The organism is Prevotella sp. P6B1, assembly GCF_000702825.1.
Classification (GTDB): domain Bacteria; phylum Bacteroidota; class Bacteroidia; order Bacteroidales; family Bacteroidaceae; genus Prevotella.
Genome location: NZ_JNKF01000002.1, coordinates 32,902 through 48,028, shown reverse-complemented (window position 1 = coordinate 48,028; position 15,127 = coordinate 32,902). Strand labels below are relative to the sequence as shown.

13 protein-coding genes are annotated in these 15,127 nt (G+C 50.2%); 5 read left to right on the top strand and 8 right to left on the bottom strand.

Annotated elements, in window-relative coordinates; genetic code table 11:
* Positions 1–38: 38 nt before the first annotated feature.
* The 7 genes from menB to T495_RS0100530 are packed head-to-tail and all read right to left on the bottom strand — an operon-like array spanning position 39 to position 7,028.
* On the bottom strand, positions 39–890 hold the full coding sequence (menB, locus tag T495_RS0100560) for a 1,4-dihydroxy-2-naphthoyl-CoA synthase (protein ID WP_028904515.1): 852 nt from the start codon (positions 888–890) through the stop codon (positions 39–41).
* Positions 859–2,550: a 2-succinyl-5-enolpyruvyl-6-hydroxy-3-cyclohexene-1-carboxylic-acid synthase gene (menD, locus tag T495_RS0100555; RefSeq protein ID WP_033147241.1), complete on the bottom strand. Its 1,692-nt coding sequence runs from the start codon at positions 2,548–2,550 to the stop codon at positions 859–861. Before menD ends, menB begins: the two co-directional genes overlap by 32 nt.
* A gap of 28 nt (positions 2,551–2,578) precedes the next feature.
* The gene (locus T495_RS0100550) at positions 2,579–3,601 is read right to left on the bottom strand and encodes an isochorismate synthase (protein WP_033147240.1); all 1,023 of its coding nucleotides are present in this window, start codon (positions 3,599–3,601) and stop codon (positions 2,579–2,581) included.
* Positions 3,601–4,014 (bottom strand): PaaI family thioesterase, encoded by a 414-nt coding sequence (locus T495_RS0100545; RefSeq protein WP_028904512.1) that lies wholly within the window; start codon positions 4,012–4,014, stop codon positions 3,601–3,603. The genes T495_RS0100550 and T495_RS0100545 overlap by 1 nt, the downstream gene beginning before the upstream one ends.
* 34 nt (positions 4,015–4,048) lie before the next feature.
* A complete protein-coding gene (locus T495_RS0100540; protein ID WP_033147258.1) occupies positions 4,049–5,032 on the bottom strand; it encodes an ROK family protein in 984 nt (327 codons plus the stop codon).
* A gap of 24 nt (positions 5,033–5,056) precedes the next feature.
* Positions 5,057–6,046, bottom strand: a complete 990-nt coding sequence (locus T495_RS0100535; protein WP_051523183.1) for an ROK family protein — start codon at positions 6,044–6,046, stop codon at positions 5,057–5,059.
* Position 6,047: 1 nt separating this feature from the next.
* Positions 6,048–7,028 (bottom strand): ROK family protein, encoded by a 981-nt coding sequence (locus T495_RS0100530; protein ID WP_028904509.1) that lies wholly within the window; start codon positions 7,026–7,028, stop codon positions 6,048–6,050.
* Positions 7,029–7,184: 156 nt separating this feature from the next.
* Between T495_RS0100530 and lysS the strand changes: the two genes are divergently transcribed.
* Both lysS and T495_RS0100520 read left to right on the top strand, forming a co-directional pair.
* Entirely contained in the window at positions 7,185–8,912 is a 1,728-nt protein-coding gene (gene lysS / locus T495_RS0100525; RefSeq protein WP_033147239.1) for a lysine--tRNA ligase, read from the top strand.
* Between the two features lie 83 nt (positions 8,913–8,995).
* Positions 8,996–9,991, top strand: coding sequence for an NAD(P)H-dependent glycerol-3-phosphate dehydrogenase (locus T495_RS0100520; protein WP_028904507.1), 996 nt, complete (start codon positions 8,996–8,998; stop codon positions 9,989–9,991).
* A 40-nt stretch (positions 9,992–10,031) separates the two neighbouring features.
* Here T495_RS0100520 and T495_RS0100515 read toward each other — a convergent pair whose 3' ends face one another.
* Positions 10,032–12,035 (bottom strand): nucleoside-diphosphate sugar epimerase/dehydratase, encoded by a 2,004-nt coding sequence (locus T495_RS0100515; protein ID WP_033147256.1) that lies wholly within the window; start codon positions 12,033–12,035, stop codon positions 10,032–10,034.
* A gap of 141 nt (positions 12,036–12,176) precedes the next feature.
* Between T495_RS0100515 and T495_RS0100510 the strand changes: the two genes are divergently transcribed.
* From T495_RS0100510 to T495_RS0100500, 3 genes are read left to right on the top strand one after another with little or no spacing between them, the layout of a single operon-like run.
* Entirely contained in the window at positions 12,177–12,911 is a 735-nt protein-coding gene (locus T495_RS0100510) for a sugar phosphate nucleotidyltransferase (protein WP_028904505.1), read from the top strand.
* Complete coding sequence (locus tag T495_RS0100505; RefSeq protein ID WP_033147238.1) at positions 12,901–14,049, top strand: galactokinase family protein; 1,149 nt, start codon at positions 12,901–12,903, stop codon at positions 14,047–14,049. Before T495_RS0100510 ends, T495_RS0100505 begins: the two co-directional genes overlap by 11 nt.
* 12 nt (positions 14,050–14,061) lie before the next feature.
* Positions 14,062–15,126, top strand: coding sequence for an NAD-dependent epimerase/dehydratase family protein (locus T495_RS0100500; protein ID WP_028904504.1), 1,065 nt, complete (start codon positions 14,062–14,064; stop codon positions 15,124–15,126).
* Position 15,127 lies beyond the last annotated feature (1 nt).

Below are 15,127 nucleotides of genomic sequence, written 5' to 3'. Positions count from 1 at the left end.
TATTTAATTCTTACACTTTTTTGATTATTACATTCTTCCTACGGAAGCTTCGGATATTTCTTGAAGTCGGGTTTGCGCTTTTCGAGGAAGGCCTTGCCACCCTCCTGCGCCTCGTCAAGGAAATAATACAGCATGGTAGCATCGCCAGCCAACTCCTGGATACCAGCCTGACCATCCAACTCGGCATTCAGACCTGCCTTGATCATACGCAGTGCCAATGGCGAACGCTCCATCATGATCTCAGCCCACTCCACACACTCGTCTTCCAAACGCTCGATAGGCACCACCTTGTTCACCATGCCCATCTCCTCGGCCTCCTTGGCAGAGTACTGACGACACAGGAACCATATCTCACGCGCCTTCTTCTGACCCACGATACGAGCCAGGTACGAAGAGCCGAAACCAGCATCAAACGAGCCCACTTTAGGACCAGTCTGACCAAAGATGGCATTCTCAGAGGCGATGGTCAGGTCGCACACCAGGTGCAGCACGTGTCCGCCACCAATGGCATAGCCGTTCACCATCGCAATGACAGGCTTAGGCAGGCGACGAATCTGCATCTGCACATCGAGCACACTCAGACGGGGTATGCCCTCTTCATCCACATAGCCACCACGACCCTTTACGTGCATGTCGCCACCACTGCAGAACGCATGCTTCACATCAGCTAGGGTCTTACCCTCGGGCACCTCGCTCATAGCACCTGTGAGCAGTACCACACTGATGTCCTGCATCTCGCGGCACATAGCGAACGCCTGACTCAGCTCCCAAGTGGTCTTGGGCGTAAAAGCGTTACGATAGCGCGCACGATTGATGGTGATCTTCGCAATACCGTTATATTCCTCAAATAAAATCTCCTCAAAGTTTCTGATCGTTTGCCAGTTTCTCATTTTTCAAAATTTGATAATATGTTTTTATTACACGCTCATCCTCTGCCGCATCGGTAAAGATCTCCAACAGCACAGGACGGGTAGATTTCTTATTCAGTAACGAGTCGATGCCTTGCTGCATCTCCTCCATATTGGTGGCCTTCATATAGCGGACATTGTTCTGTTTACAGATGCCCTGGGCAGTGGTCTGATGCTCTGCAGCCACAAACTTATCACGCACAGGACTATTCTCCAAGCCCTTCAGCAGATTAAAGATGCCACCCTTGCCATTATTCAGCACAACAATGCGCAGGTTACCATTCAGGTTCTGGTTCCACAGGGCGTTCTGGTCGTAGAAGAAACTCAGGTCGCCAAGCACGCACAGCACCTTCTCATCGCCTGTCACAATCGAGCAGCCAGCAGCTGTCGACAGCGAGCCATCGATACCATTCACGCCACGGTTACAGAACACATAGTGCTTGGCAAAGAGGTTGGCCAGACGGATAGGACTGCTGTTGCCATAGTGGATATAGCGGTAGATGGCCTTACCCAGTTTATCCTCCAGATACTTCACAGCTGCCATCTGCGAGTACTCAGGCTGGAACTTCATAGCGCGATAGGCTGCCAGACGGGTGGCCTGATCCCAGCGCGCCTTGAAGGTGGCAGTAGAGCTGATGGCCTTGAACTTGATAGCGTTCACCAAGTCCTCGATCACCTCAGCAGGACTACCCTCGATGACACCATACAACTGCATCGAGGTATCGTGGATGCTGCCATCCTCAGTCACAGCCCAGATATGCACATCGTTCAGGCCGCGCAGCCATTTCTTGAAGCGCTTGCTCACCAGCGTATCACCTAAGTAGAGCACAAAGTCGGGCTGGTAGGCAGGATTATCGCCCAGCACATGAATCACCTCATCGAAGTTGGTACCACCCTTGCCCACACTCAGCGACTCGTGAACCACTACAGCACACTGCGAGAGCATGAACAGCTCCTGCGGAATCAGATCTTCTGTCGACAGCTGTCCGATGACCACCATCGGCTTCTTGGCAGCCGCAAACTGACTAGCACACTCCAAAGAGATCAGCGACTGGTTGCAGCGTGGTGTCAGCAGGTGGATCATACGCTCCTGCGGCAGCTCCTCAACGGTATATTCGAACAGGGGCTCAGAGATTGGCACGTTGATGTGTACAGGTCCGCAACCATGATGACGCGTCTCGTTCAGAGCCTCGTTCACCAAGCGGTTACAATACCAGTGCATCTCGTCGTTATCCACCTCAGGCAGGTTCACTGCCTTCTTCACGAATCTACCCAGCGCATCAGCCTGAGGGAGCGTCTGTCCATCCAACTGATCAATCCATTGGGCAGGACGATCGGCAGAGATGACAACCAATGGCATGTGCTGATAATAAGCCTCAGCCACTGCTGGTGCCAAGTTCAGCAAGGCTGTACCACTGGTGACACAGACAGCCACAGGACGGTGAATCACTTGTGCCATACCCAAGGCATAGAATCCTGCACTGCGTTCATCAGTCACAGGATAGCACTCAATCTCAGGACACTCGTTCAGGTTGTGCACAATAGCCGAGTTACGACTACCTGGGCATACGACGGCGTATCTCACGCCATGAGCAACCAGAAGACTGGTCAGAATGTTTACATTTTCCTTACTGCTATACATACTATATCGTTTTTTATTTTTCTTCGTTCTATAATAATCGGCGCATGGTTTCCAGCTTCGCTTCGGTCTCCTGCCACTCCTGCTCTTCGGTGCTGCCTTTCAGCAAGCCGCCACCAGCATAGAGATGACACGTGCCGCCCTCTATATGCATACATCTCAGCGACACATACAAGTGTGTCTCGTCAGCACTCAGAGGCCCCATAAAGCCGCTGTAGTAGCGACGTGGGGTGTGTTCGTTCTTCACGATAAACTGGAAAGCCTCACGCTTAGGCAGTCCACACACGGCTGGTGTGGGATGCAAGGCCTGCAACAACTCGCCTACACGCTGCCGATCGGCCAACTTGAAAGTGAAATCACTCCGCAGGTGAACCAGATTAGCAGCTCGCACGGTGCGTGGACCTTCCTCACGGAAGTCGCCAGTAAACTGCTCCAGACATTCGGTGATATACGTAGCCACGATGCGCTGTTCCTGGATATTCTTGGTGCTCCAGGTCAGGGTCTCGCCCTCGCCATTAAGCTCATCGCCCTCCAGTTTCATGGTACCAGCCAAGGCGATGGTGCGCCAGTCCTGTCCCTTACCATCCAACAGGATCTCGGGCGTTGCCGTGAGCCAGCAGCCACTCTGTGGGGTCTCCACCAGGGCGATAAACAGTCGTGGGTACAACTCACAAGCTCGATAAAACAGGTCCATTGGCGTCACACCCTCAGGCATATCCTCATCCGCACAGCGTGCCAGCACAATCTTCCTGAACTGATCACTCGTCAGCTGCGCATGATAGTTGGCAAAGTCCACACGATAATAATCCGTAATGGGGTGGCTCTGTCGCTCATTGATGCCGTTGGCGTGCTGACTGTCCAAAGATACCGTCTCCGTCTCTCCCTGAATAAGAACTACAGGCTGATCACCCTTCACTTCGAAAGGTGCCACAACAAACCCTTGCCTGCCATTCAACTCAGTCAGCGCCTGCAACTCCAAGGGGTCGCCTTCAGTTTGTCTGATGAGTGTAGCGTGGTCTTCATGGGGTAATCTGTATATTGCGTATGCCTGCATTATTTCTTATGTTTTATCACGTAGTTAGTTACTCGCACATTCGAAATCAGTTCGCCTGCCGTGTCCTTGATAGCCACATTCCACACGTGCAGTGTCTTTCCTTTGTGCAACATGGTGGCGAAGGCAGTCACTGTATCGCCCTCTACCACAGCTTTCACATGGCTCCCACTCACCTCGATGCCCACACAGGCACATCCAGGGCAGAGAGCCGACGATGCCACCCCAGCCAGATTCTCGGCCAGAGCCAGCGAAGCGCCCCCACTCAGAAACCCGAATGGCTGGCGATTCCGCTCATCAACTTTCATTCTCGCCATACAAGTATCAACCTCGGGAGTGGAAATAAACTCCATCCCGAGGGCTGTACTTAAATTCGGCTTCGCGTTAATTATCTCCTTTATTTTCTCTATATTCACTCTAAATTCTTAATTGTCAATTTTCAATTATCAATTACTTAAACAGCGAGTACTCTGGTACGCTCCACGCCAAGGCACTGGCACCAAGCACATCACGCTCACGATCTTCAAGTTTCGACACCAGGATCTTCACCTTGCCACGCAGATTGCCGAACACATGCTCTTCGAATGCATCGTAAGTAGGCTCCAGCAACCATTTGCCGGCATGCGAGATACCACCTGTCAGGATGATGGCCTCAGGATCAACAAGCGAGGCATAATTAGCCAATCCCAATCCTAACATCTCACCTGTTCTGCGATATACTTCGATAGCCATCGCATCGCCCTCGTCGCAGCATTCCTTGATGGTACGTGGTGTCAGTTTCTCAAGGTTGCGCATCAGCGATGAGGCATCGCTCTCCGCCATCAACTCTGTGGCTGTTTTCACAATACCCACAGCACCAACGTAGGCCTCCAGACAACCTTCATGACCACAACCACAAGCACGGCCATTCTTATTAACTATACAGGTATGTCCGAACTCACCAGCATAGCCGTTATGACCTGTATGGTCGTCGCCTGCTGAAAAGAAACAGCTGCCCAATCCAACCCCCATACTCAGGATGATAAAGTTCTTCATGCCGTGCGCACAGCCGAAAGTGTACTCACCCAGGGCCGAGATATGCGCATCGTTCGACAAGCCCACAGCCAGTCCTATCCTGTCGCGCAGCATGGCGCTCAGGGGGACGATGCCCTTCCAGGGCAGGTTGGCAGCATTCTCAATGCAGCCGGAAACCGAACTGGCACTTGGCGAACTAACACCAATAGAGCGGATGGTCTCATAGCCACCGTTGGCCTCTACCAGATTCACAATCTTATCGCTCAGCACTGTCACGAAGTTGTTCACATCGGGATAGTCACTTGTCAGGAAGTCCTCCTCTGCAATAATATTGCCTCGGATATCCACAATGGCATAGGTGGTTCGCTCATTACTGATGTCGACACCCACAACTTTAGTCTTAATCTGATAATCCTTCATATTCATTGATTGGTCTAATCATATCTACTTAAACAGCGAATACTCCTTCACATCCCACGCCAGAGCGCTGGCGCCAAGCACATCACGCTCACCTTCCTTCAGAATCGACACCAGGATACGGGTCTTATTCTTGATATTGTGGAATACGTGCTCCTCGAACGAGGCACGCATGGGTTTCAACAGCCACTTACCTGCCTGCGTCATATCGCCTGTCAGGATAATAGCCTCAGGGTTCAACACTGATGCATAGTTGGCCATACCCAATCCCAATATCTCTCCAGTCTTACGGAATACCTCGATGGCCACTTTATCACCTTTATAACAACAGTCAGCAATGCTCTTGATGCTCAGCTCCTGCATGTCGCTCAGCAGTGTGGGCTCCTTACTGGCAGCAATCATCTCTTCGGCAGTCTTTATCAAGCCCTTTTCCGAGCAATAAGCCTCCAGACAGCCCTTGTTACCACAACCGCACTGGCGACCGTTCAACTCTACACAAGTATGTCCCAGTTCACCAGCAAAACCATTGTAGCCTAAGTGCGGCTGACCGTTTGAGAAGAAACAGCTACCCAGTCCGCCATGACTGATCGAAATCACCACGAAGTCTTTCATGCCATGCGCACTGCCGTACGATTTCTCGCTGAGCGCTGTAATATGAGCATCATTGGCCACTGCCACAGCCAGTCCTAATTGGTCGCGCAACATAGCTCCCAGAGGTATCACACCCTTCCAAGGCAGATTGGCCGCATTCTCAATGCAACCTGTCACTGCACTGGCACTAGGCGCACTCACACCTACCGAGCGGATGGTTTCGTAACCACCGTTCTCCTCAACCAGCGCTACCACACGCTCACAAAGGGCTGCCACGTATTCATTAATATCAGTATAGTCGGAAGTCAGGAAATAATCCTGAGCCACGATCTCACCTCTGATATCTACCACAGCAAAAGTGGTACGGTCCACGCGGATGTCTATACCCACTACACGGGTTTTGATTTGATCAATAGTCTCTGTCATATCATTTAAATAATGAATATTCCCTTACTTCCCATGCCAGGATACTGGCGCCCAGCACGTCGTTTTCCACCTTGTCCTCATCCGACACCAGAAACTGGGTCTTGCCACAGGTGTTATGGAACACATAGCGGTCGAACACCTCCTTAGCCGGATCCAGCAACCAGTGACCCGCTTTCGAGATACGACCTGTAAAGATGAAAGCCTCAGGGTCCACCATCGAGGCATAGTTAGCCAAGCCCATGCCCAGCAACTCGCCCGTTCGGCGATACACCTCTATGGCCAGCGCGTCGCCCTGTTCGCAGCACGCTGTAATCCGCTGTGGCGTCAGATCCTCCACATTCCTCATCAACGAGGGTGCCGCCGTTTGTGCCATCAGCTCCTCAGCAGTAGCCAGAATGCCCTTTTGGGCCACATAAGCCTCCAGGCACCCCTTGTTGCCACAGCCGCACCGCCTACCGCCATTGACGATACACGTATGACCGATCTCACCGGCAAATCCACCATTACCCTGATGAATCATGCCATTCGAGAACATACAGCTACCAATGCCACTACCCATGGTAAGTACCACAAAGTCGCGCATGCCTCTGGCCAGTCCGTAGGTATGCTCACCCAGAGCTCTTACATCTGCATTATTAGCCACAGCCACAGCGTAGCCAGTACGTTCTCTAAGCAAAGTAGCTAAGGGAATAACGCCTTTCCAAGGCAGGTTAGGTGCATTCTCAATACAGCCGGTCATGAAGTTAGCGCTGTGTGCACTGATGCCCACCGAACGTATGCTTTCAAAGCCACCATTGTGCTCCACCATATCCTGAATGTGCTCACTCAAGGCCGATACAAAATGGTTTAAATCGGGATAATCTAATGTCGGGAAACTGTCCATCACAACCACCTCCCCCTTCACGTCAACAATGGCGTAAGTGGTAGCTTCAAGACTGATGTCTATACCAATAACTCGTTTCTTGATTGTTTCTTGTTTCATCTAAGCGTTCTCAGTTATCAGCCACAAATATATACTTTTTTTGGAGACTGAACAAATCTTTCTCACTTTTTTTGCAAATATTTACCCTAATCTTGCATTTTTCGAGATATTTTCGTAACTTTGCAGCCATAAAATTGAAATATTCGAGTATTTAAGATGAACATTTTAGAGTTAAGCGAACAAGAAATCGGAAGGCGTCAGAGCCTTCAGGAACTGCGCGCTATGGGTATCAATCCCTACCCTGCCGCAGAGTTCCCAACCAATGCTTTCAGCACAGAAATTAAGGAAAATTTCAAGGATGACGAAGAGCGTGAAGTAGTCATCGCAGGTCGTATGATGAGCCGTCGTGTCATGGGTAAGGCATCGTTTGCCGAGCTTCAGGACTCAAAGGGTCGTATCCAGGTGTACATCACCCGTGATGATATCTGCCCAGGCGAGAACAAGGACCTTTATAATAATGTATTCAAGCGTTTGCTCGATATTGGAGATTTCATCGGTATTAAGGGTAAGGTTTTCCGCACCCAGACTGGTGAGATTTCTGTACATGCCGCCGAGTTGACGCTGCTTTCTAAGAGCCTCAAGCCACTGCCCATCGTGAAGTATAAGGATGGTGTGGCCTACGATAAATTTGATGATCCCGAGTTGCGTTATCGCCAGCGCTATGTCGACCTGGTAGTTAACGAGGGCGTGAAGGACACCTTCCTGAAGCGTGCAACCATCATCCGCACCATGCGTAGCATTCTCGACAACGCTGGTTATACCGAGGTTGACACCCCAATCCTGCAGAGCATCGCAGGTGGTGCATCAGCCCGCCCATTCATCACCCACTTCAATGCCCTGAATCAGGACATGTACATGCGTATCGCCACCGAACTTTACCTGAAGCGCCTGATTGTAGGTGGTTTCGAGGGCGTGTACGAGATGGGTAAGAACTTCCGTAACGAGGGTATGGACAAGACCCACAACCCTGAGTTCACCTGCATGGAGCTCTACGTGAGCTATAAGGACCTGCTGTGGGGTATGACCTTCACAGAGAAGATGCTCGAGGAGATCTGTACAGCCGTTAACGGCAAGCCTGAGGTGGAGATCGATGGTAACATCATCTCATTCAAGGCCCCATTCCGTCGCCTGCCTATCCTCGATGCCATCAAGGAGAAGACTGGTTTCGATTGCGATGGCAAGACCGAGGACGAGATTCGTCAGTTCTGCCTCTCTAAGGGCATGGATGTTGACGAGACCATGGGTAAGGGTAAGCTCATCGACGAGCTCTTCGGCGAGTTCTGCGAGGGCACCTTCATCCAGCCTACCTTCATCACCGACTATCCTGTTGAGATGTCACCTCTCACCAAGATGCACCGCAGCAAGCCCGGTCTCACCGAGCGTTTCGAGCTGATGGTGAATGGTAAGGAGCTGGCAAATGCTTACTCTGAGCTCAACGATCCAATCGATCAGGAGGAGCGTTTCATCGAGCAGATGAAGTTGGCTGATAAGGGCGACGACGAGGCGATGATCATCGATCACGACTTCCTGCGCGCGCTACAGTACGGCATGCCACCTACCTTCGGTATCGGTATCGGTATCGACCGTCTGGTGATGCTGCTCACCGGTAAGTTCGCCATTGGCGAGGTAATGCTGTTCCCACAGATGAAGCCCGAGAAGAAGATTCCTCAGTCATCTGTAGCCGAGTGGGCCGAGATTGGTGTTCCCGAGGATATCGTTCCTGTACTCCGCAAGGCTGGTTTCAACCTGATTACCAACATCAAGGACGAGAAGCCTCAGGGCCTGCAGCAGAAGATTGGCGACATCTTCAAAAAGTACAAGCTTGAACTCCAGAAACCTTCAGTTGATGAAGTGTCTGCTTGGATTACTAAAGCTAATGAATAGTATTTAGCAGCGGACTACAGGTCTAACAGGACTCAATGCAAAAAATCCTTAAGTCCTGTTATCCGTTGCAAAAGAAAAGAGATATGTACGACTGTGGTAAGATAGCAATTATCGGAGGTGGCAGCTGGGCTACAGCTATAGCCAAGATTGTGGTGAGTCACACTCATCATATCGGTTGGTATATGCGTCGCGATGACCGTATCGAAGACTTCCGTCGTATGGGCCATAACCCCGCCTACCTCACCAGTGTCCACTTCAACATCGATGAAATCCACTTCGATAGCGATTTGAATCGTATTGCTCAGCAGTACGACACGCTGGTGTTTGTCACCCCTTCGCCTTACCTCAAGAGTCATCTCAAGAAGTTGAAGACGCGTATACGCGACAAATTCATACTGACTGCAATTAAAGGCATCGTACCTGATGAAAACCTCGTATGTAGCGAGTATTTTCATCAGGTGTACGATGTACCTTACGAGAATCTCGCTTGCATCGGTGGTCCTTCTCATGCCGAGGAGGTAGCACTCGAGCGCCTCAGCTATCTCACCGTAGGTTGTGCCGACCGTGATAAAGCCCAGGCCTTCTGCGATGTATTGTCGAGCGAGTATATCAAGACCAAGACCTCTACCGATGTGGTAGGTATCGAGTACTCTTCCGTTCTGAAGAATGTCTATGCCATCGCCGCCGGCATCTGCAGCGGTCTGAAATATGGCGATAACTTCCAGTCGGTACTCATGGCCAATGCCGTGCAGGAGATGAATCGTTTCCTCACAGCCGTCTATCCTTTGGACCGCAATGCTTACGACAGCGTTTACTTAGGCGACCTGCTGGTTACGGGTTATAGTAACTTCAGTCGTAACCGCACCTTTGGTACCATGATTGGTAAGGGCTACAGCGTAAAAAGTGCCCAGATAGAGATGGAGATGATTGCAGAGGGTTACTTCGGCACCAAGTGTATGAAGGAGATCAATCGCCACTGTCATGTCAACATGCCTATCCTCGATGCCGTGTATAACATCCTCTACGAACGCATCGCTCCCCAAATTGAAATCAAGTTACTGACTGATTCTTTCAGATAGAAACAAAAAAGAAAAGCAGAGCTGAAGCCCTGCTTTTCTTTTATACATCCAACTTTTCGTATATTGAATTATTCGATTTGTATTCTGGAACAATCTGCTTCATCTTAGCAACTGTCGCCATATCATCATACCGCTGCGATATCTCTATCAGTTCGTTGATATCCTTACAAACCTGATCGTAGGCATATTCACGCACCTCAGCAATACGGATCTTCTCATGGAAGGTTGGCTTGGTGCCCTCCAGTTCGTTCAGCACCTCTTCATAGAGTTTCTCACCTGGACGCAAGCCAGTAAACTTCACCTCCACGTTCTTGGCACCACTGAGCTTGATCATACGTTTCGCCAAGTCAGCTATCTTCACAGGCTGTCCCATGTCGAACACGAAGATCTCACCGCCATTACCCTTAGTACCTGCCTCAAGCACCAGCTTACAAGCCTCAGGAATCAACATGAAGAAACGCACAATGCGCTCATCAGTCACCGTCACAGGACCGCCATTCTTAATCTGTTCACGAAACAGGGGAATAACACTTCCGTTCGATCCCAGCACATTACCAAAGCGTGTAGTCACAAACTGCGTGCGCGCTGTAGGACCGCCCATCTGGCTTGAGGTAATAAAACTATTCTCATTACCCAGCTTTTCCAGGTAAGAACCTATTCTGCGTGTCTTGATAGCCAAGTCCAAGCTCTGCACATAGATCTCGCAGATTCGCTTCGAGCAGCCCATCACATTCGTGGGGTTCACGGCCTTATCGGTAGATACCATCACGAATTTCTTCACACCGTATTTTACTGACAGATCGGCAATCACCTTAGTGCCGAAGATATTATTCTGTACAGCCTCGCTGGGGTTATCCTCCATCATAGGCACATGCTTATAGGCTGCCGCATGGAACACATAGTCAGGACGGAAACGCTTAAACAGCTCCTCCATACGCTTCTCCTTGCATATCGATGTCACCACAGTCTCAGCAGAAATCTGGGGAAACTCCTTCTGCATCATCAGGCGGATATCGTGTTCTGGGGTCTCAGCCTGGTCTATCAGCAACATGGCTGCAGGATTCAGCTTAGCCACCTGGCGACAGATTTCTGATCCGATAGAACCTGCAGCACCAGTCACCAGCACACGCTGACCAACCAGGAACTCGCCCACCGATTTCATATCCACATGAATCTCAGAGCGAGGCAGCAGCTCTTCTACGCTCACCTCATGCAACTGCATATGCGAGAAATCAAGGGGTTCTTCGGTGTTATGTTCAGCATCTATCTCAACAACTCCCTGCGTCATAAGAATTTTGGCGCCAGCACCGATAATCACATCCTGGAGCTGCTGGTTATTACGGAAATCCTTCACACGATAAGGACAAACCAACACAGCCTCGATATCATTTTTCTTGATAATCTCAGCCAGATCAGCATCAGCTGGATATACTTTCTCACCCATGATCTCTTGGTGACAGGCCTTCTGATTATGCGAGATAAAACCTTTCACAATATATCTTCGAGGACGCTGCGAATTGATATATTTCGCCAGACCAACGCCTCCCGACAAGGCACCGTAAATAAGAATGCGCTTTGAACGGGTGTTCGAGAAAGCCACATCATACAGTGTCTTTACAAATATGCGCAACGCCCACATCAACAGGGTGTTGATAATGAATATCAGACAAATGCTGGTCGTGTTAAAATGAGCGAACCAGTTTCCGGGTAGATTATCCAGCCCCCAATCAGCCAGCAAGGCCAATCCTAAATTCATGGCATTACAATAAACCACTCGCATCAAGTCAACGAAACTCGAATAGCGCATAAAGCCTGAATAGGTATGGAACACACGAAATCCGATAACACTCAACACCATGAATATCATCATCGTATTAATAATCTGCAGGGTATTCTCAAACGTCTGTACTGCATTATGGAATATCCAGAAAGTCAGGAAACCGCAAAACATCAAGGCCACGCAGTCTATCAAAAGGATACACCAATATGGTAGTGAGTTTTTGGTAAAATACCAGTTCAGGAGTTTGTCAAACGGATTTCTCATATTTATAGCCAATTATTTATAGTCCAGAATTAAACCGGGTGCAAAGGTAGCTCAAATCCAGCGAAAAACCAAATAATTTTTTGTTTTTTTTGCGATTATTTAAATAAAAGCACTATCTTTGCGCCCAAAATAGATAAAATTATGAAGAATATCGTTATTGCTGCTGGCTATGCCACCCGTTTGGGTGAGCTCACCAAGAACTTCCCTAAACCACTACTCAAGATTGGTCAGAACACCATTCTGGGACGTATGCTCGATGACATCGACCAGATACCCGACATCGATGAACACATTATCATTACTAACCATAAGTTCGCCCACATCTTCGAGGATTGGGCCAAGGAGGTAAAGTATCAAAAACCGATTACGATCGTGGATGATGGCACAAAGACCAATGATACGCGCTTAGGTGCTGTGTGCGACTTGCTGTTTGCGATGGATAAGCTGCACATCGACGATGACCTTTTGGTTGTTGCCGCCGATAATCTGCTATTCTTCAGTTTCCAGGAATTTGTCGATTTCGCCAAGCAGAAAGGCACTTCATGCATCATGTGCCACGAGCAGCCCTCTATCGAAAAGCTGCAGCGCACAGGTGTGGTTGAGCTCGATGCCGATAACAAGGTGTTGGGCATGGAGGAGAAGCCCCAGCAGCCCAAGAGCCACTGGGCAGTGCCACCTTTCTATATCTATCTGAAAAAGGATCTCGATCTGGTGCGCCACTCTGTTGAGAATGGTTGCGGCAAGGATGCCCCAGGCAATCTGGCCCACTATATGGTAGAACACACCACGATGCACGCCTGGCCCATGTCTGCCGGACGCTTTGATATTGGTTCATTGGACACTTACTACGAAGCAGTAGAAAAATATGGGAAATAACTATCAGTATCACATTTTCTCGCCCTATCGCGTATGTCCCTTGGGCGCACATGTCGACCATCAGCACGGCCTGGTCACAGGTTTTGCCATCGATAAAGGTGTCGACCTTTGGTTCAACATAGCCAACGATGGTCACGTTCATCTAGAGTCTAAGACTTTCGAGGGAGTGGTCGATTTCGATGTTGATGCGCCTACACAAGTGAAAGAGCGCCACTGGGGCGACTATGCCCGCGGCGCCAAATACGCCCTCAAGAAGCGCTTCGAACTCAAGCGAGGCATTACAGGCGTCATCCAGGGTTCGCTGCCCGTTGGCGGTTTGAGTTCGAGTGCTGCTGTACTCATTGCCTACGTAATGGCGCTTGCTAAGGCTAACGATATCACCCTGCAACCCTTCGAAGTTGTCAAAATCGCTTCCGAAGCTGAGCGCGAGTATATCGGACTGAACAACGGTCTGCTCGATCAGGCCTGTATCGCCCTGGGCAAGAAGAATGGCTTGCTGTTCCTGGATTGCGATAGCAACGATTGGCGCATCATCAAGCGCAATCCTGAGATGCCCGAATTTGAGATTGGCATTTTCTTTAGCGGCCTGACGCGAAGCCTTGTTAATTCCGATTACAACCTGCGTGTTTACGAGTGTAAGACGGCTGCTTGGAACATGCTGGCTTATACCGATCAACCCCTCAAGACGTTTGATAAGACGTTCTTGCGCGATATCCCTAAGACCACCTTCGAAAAAACACGCATCGCCATGCCAGCGCGTTTTGCTCGCAGAGCAGAGCATTTTTACTCTGAGTATCGCCGCGTGCGCCAGGGTGTCACAGCCTGGGAGACAGGTAACCTGAAACTCTTCGGAAAGCTGAGCTTCGATTCCTGCGAGAGCTCCATCCACAACTACGAGTGTGGCTCGCCCGAGCTCATCGCCATCTACGAGATTATGCGCTCCCTGCCTGGAGTCTATGGTGGTCGATTCAGTGGTGCCGGCTTCAAAGGCGCCTGCATCGCCTTGGTCGATCCCGCCCATAAGGCCGATATTGAGCACGAACTCACCAAGCGTTACCTCGCCCTATTCCCCGAATACGAAAAGACCTTCCAAGTCTTCTGGGTAAAACCCGACGACGGCGCCCGGTTTATAGAATAAAAAAATAAAGATATGAATAAAATCAATTTAAACGGTAAAAAGATTCTGGTAACAGGAGGAGCCGGCTTTATTGGATCAAACCTCGTTAAACGTCTGTTCAAGGATACGAAAGAATCGACGATTGTAAATATCGACAATATGAACGACTACTATGATGTGTCGTTGAAGGAATCACGCCTCAAGGAGCTCGAGGCCTTGAAGCCCGAAGGTTGCAACTATCACTTCGTGAAGGGCGATCTGGCTGATAAGGCCTTGATCGACAAGTTGTTCGACGACTACAAGTTCGATGTAGTCGTGAACCTCGCGGCTCAGGCTGGTGTGCGCTATTCGATCACCAACCCCGATGCCTATATCATGAGCAACATGATTGGCTTCTATAACATCCTCGAGGCCTGCCGCCATCACCCTGTCCAGCACTTGGTTTACGCCTCAAGCTCCAGCGTTTATGGCGGCAACAAGAAGGTGCCCTTCTCTACCGACGACCGCGTGGATAACCCCGTATCCCTCTACGCTGCCACCAAGAAGAGCAACGAGCTCTTTGCCCACTGCTATTCCAAGCTCTACGATATCCCCAGCACAGGCCTGCGTTTCTTCACCGTCTATGGTCCTGCCGGTCGCCCCGATATGGCCTATTTCGGTTTCACCAACAAACTCTTGAAGGGCGAGACCATCCAGATTTTCAACTATGGCAACTGCCGTCGCGATTTCACCTATGTCGATGATATCGTTGAGGGTATCGTACGTGTGATGCAGGGCGCCCCTGAACGTAAGAAGGGCGAAGATGGTCTGCCCATCCCGCCCTACGCCGTGTATAATATCGGTGGTGGCCAACCTGAGAACCTGCTCGACTTCGTCACCATCCTTCAGGAAGAGCTCGTACGTGCCGGCGTCCTCCCTCAGGACTTTGATTTCGAGGCCCACAAGCAGCTCGTGCCCATGCAGCCAGGTGATGTCCCCACCACCTATGCCGATGCCACCGCCTTAGAGCGCGACTACGGTTTCACACCAAAGATCACGCTCCGCGAAGGTCTCCGCCACTTTGCCGAGTGGTACAAGACCTATTACAACCCTGCATAAC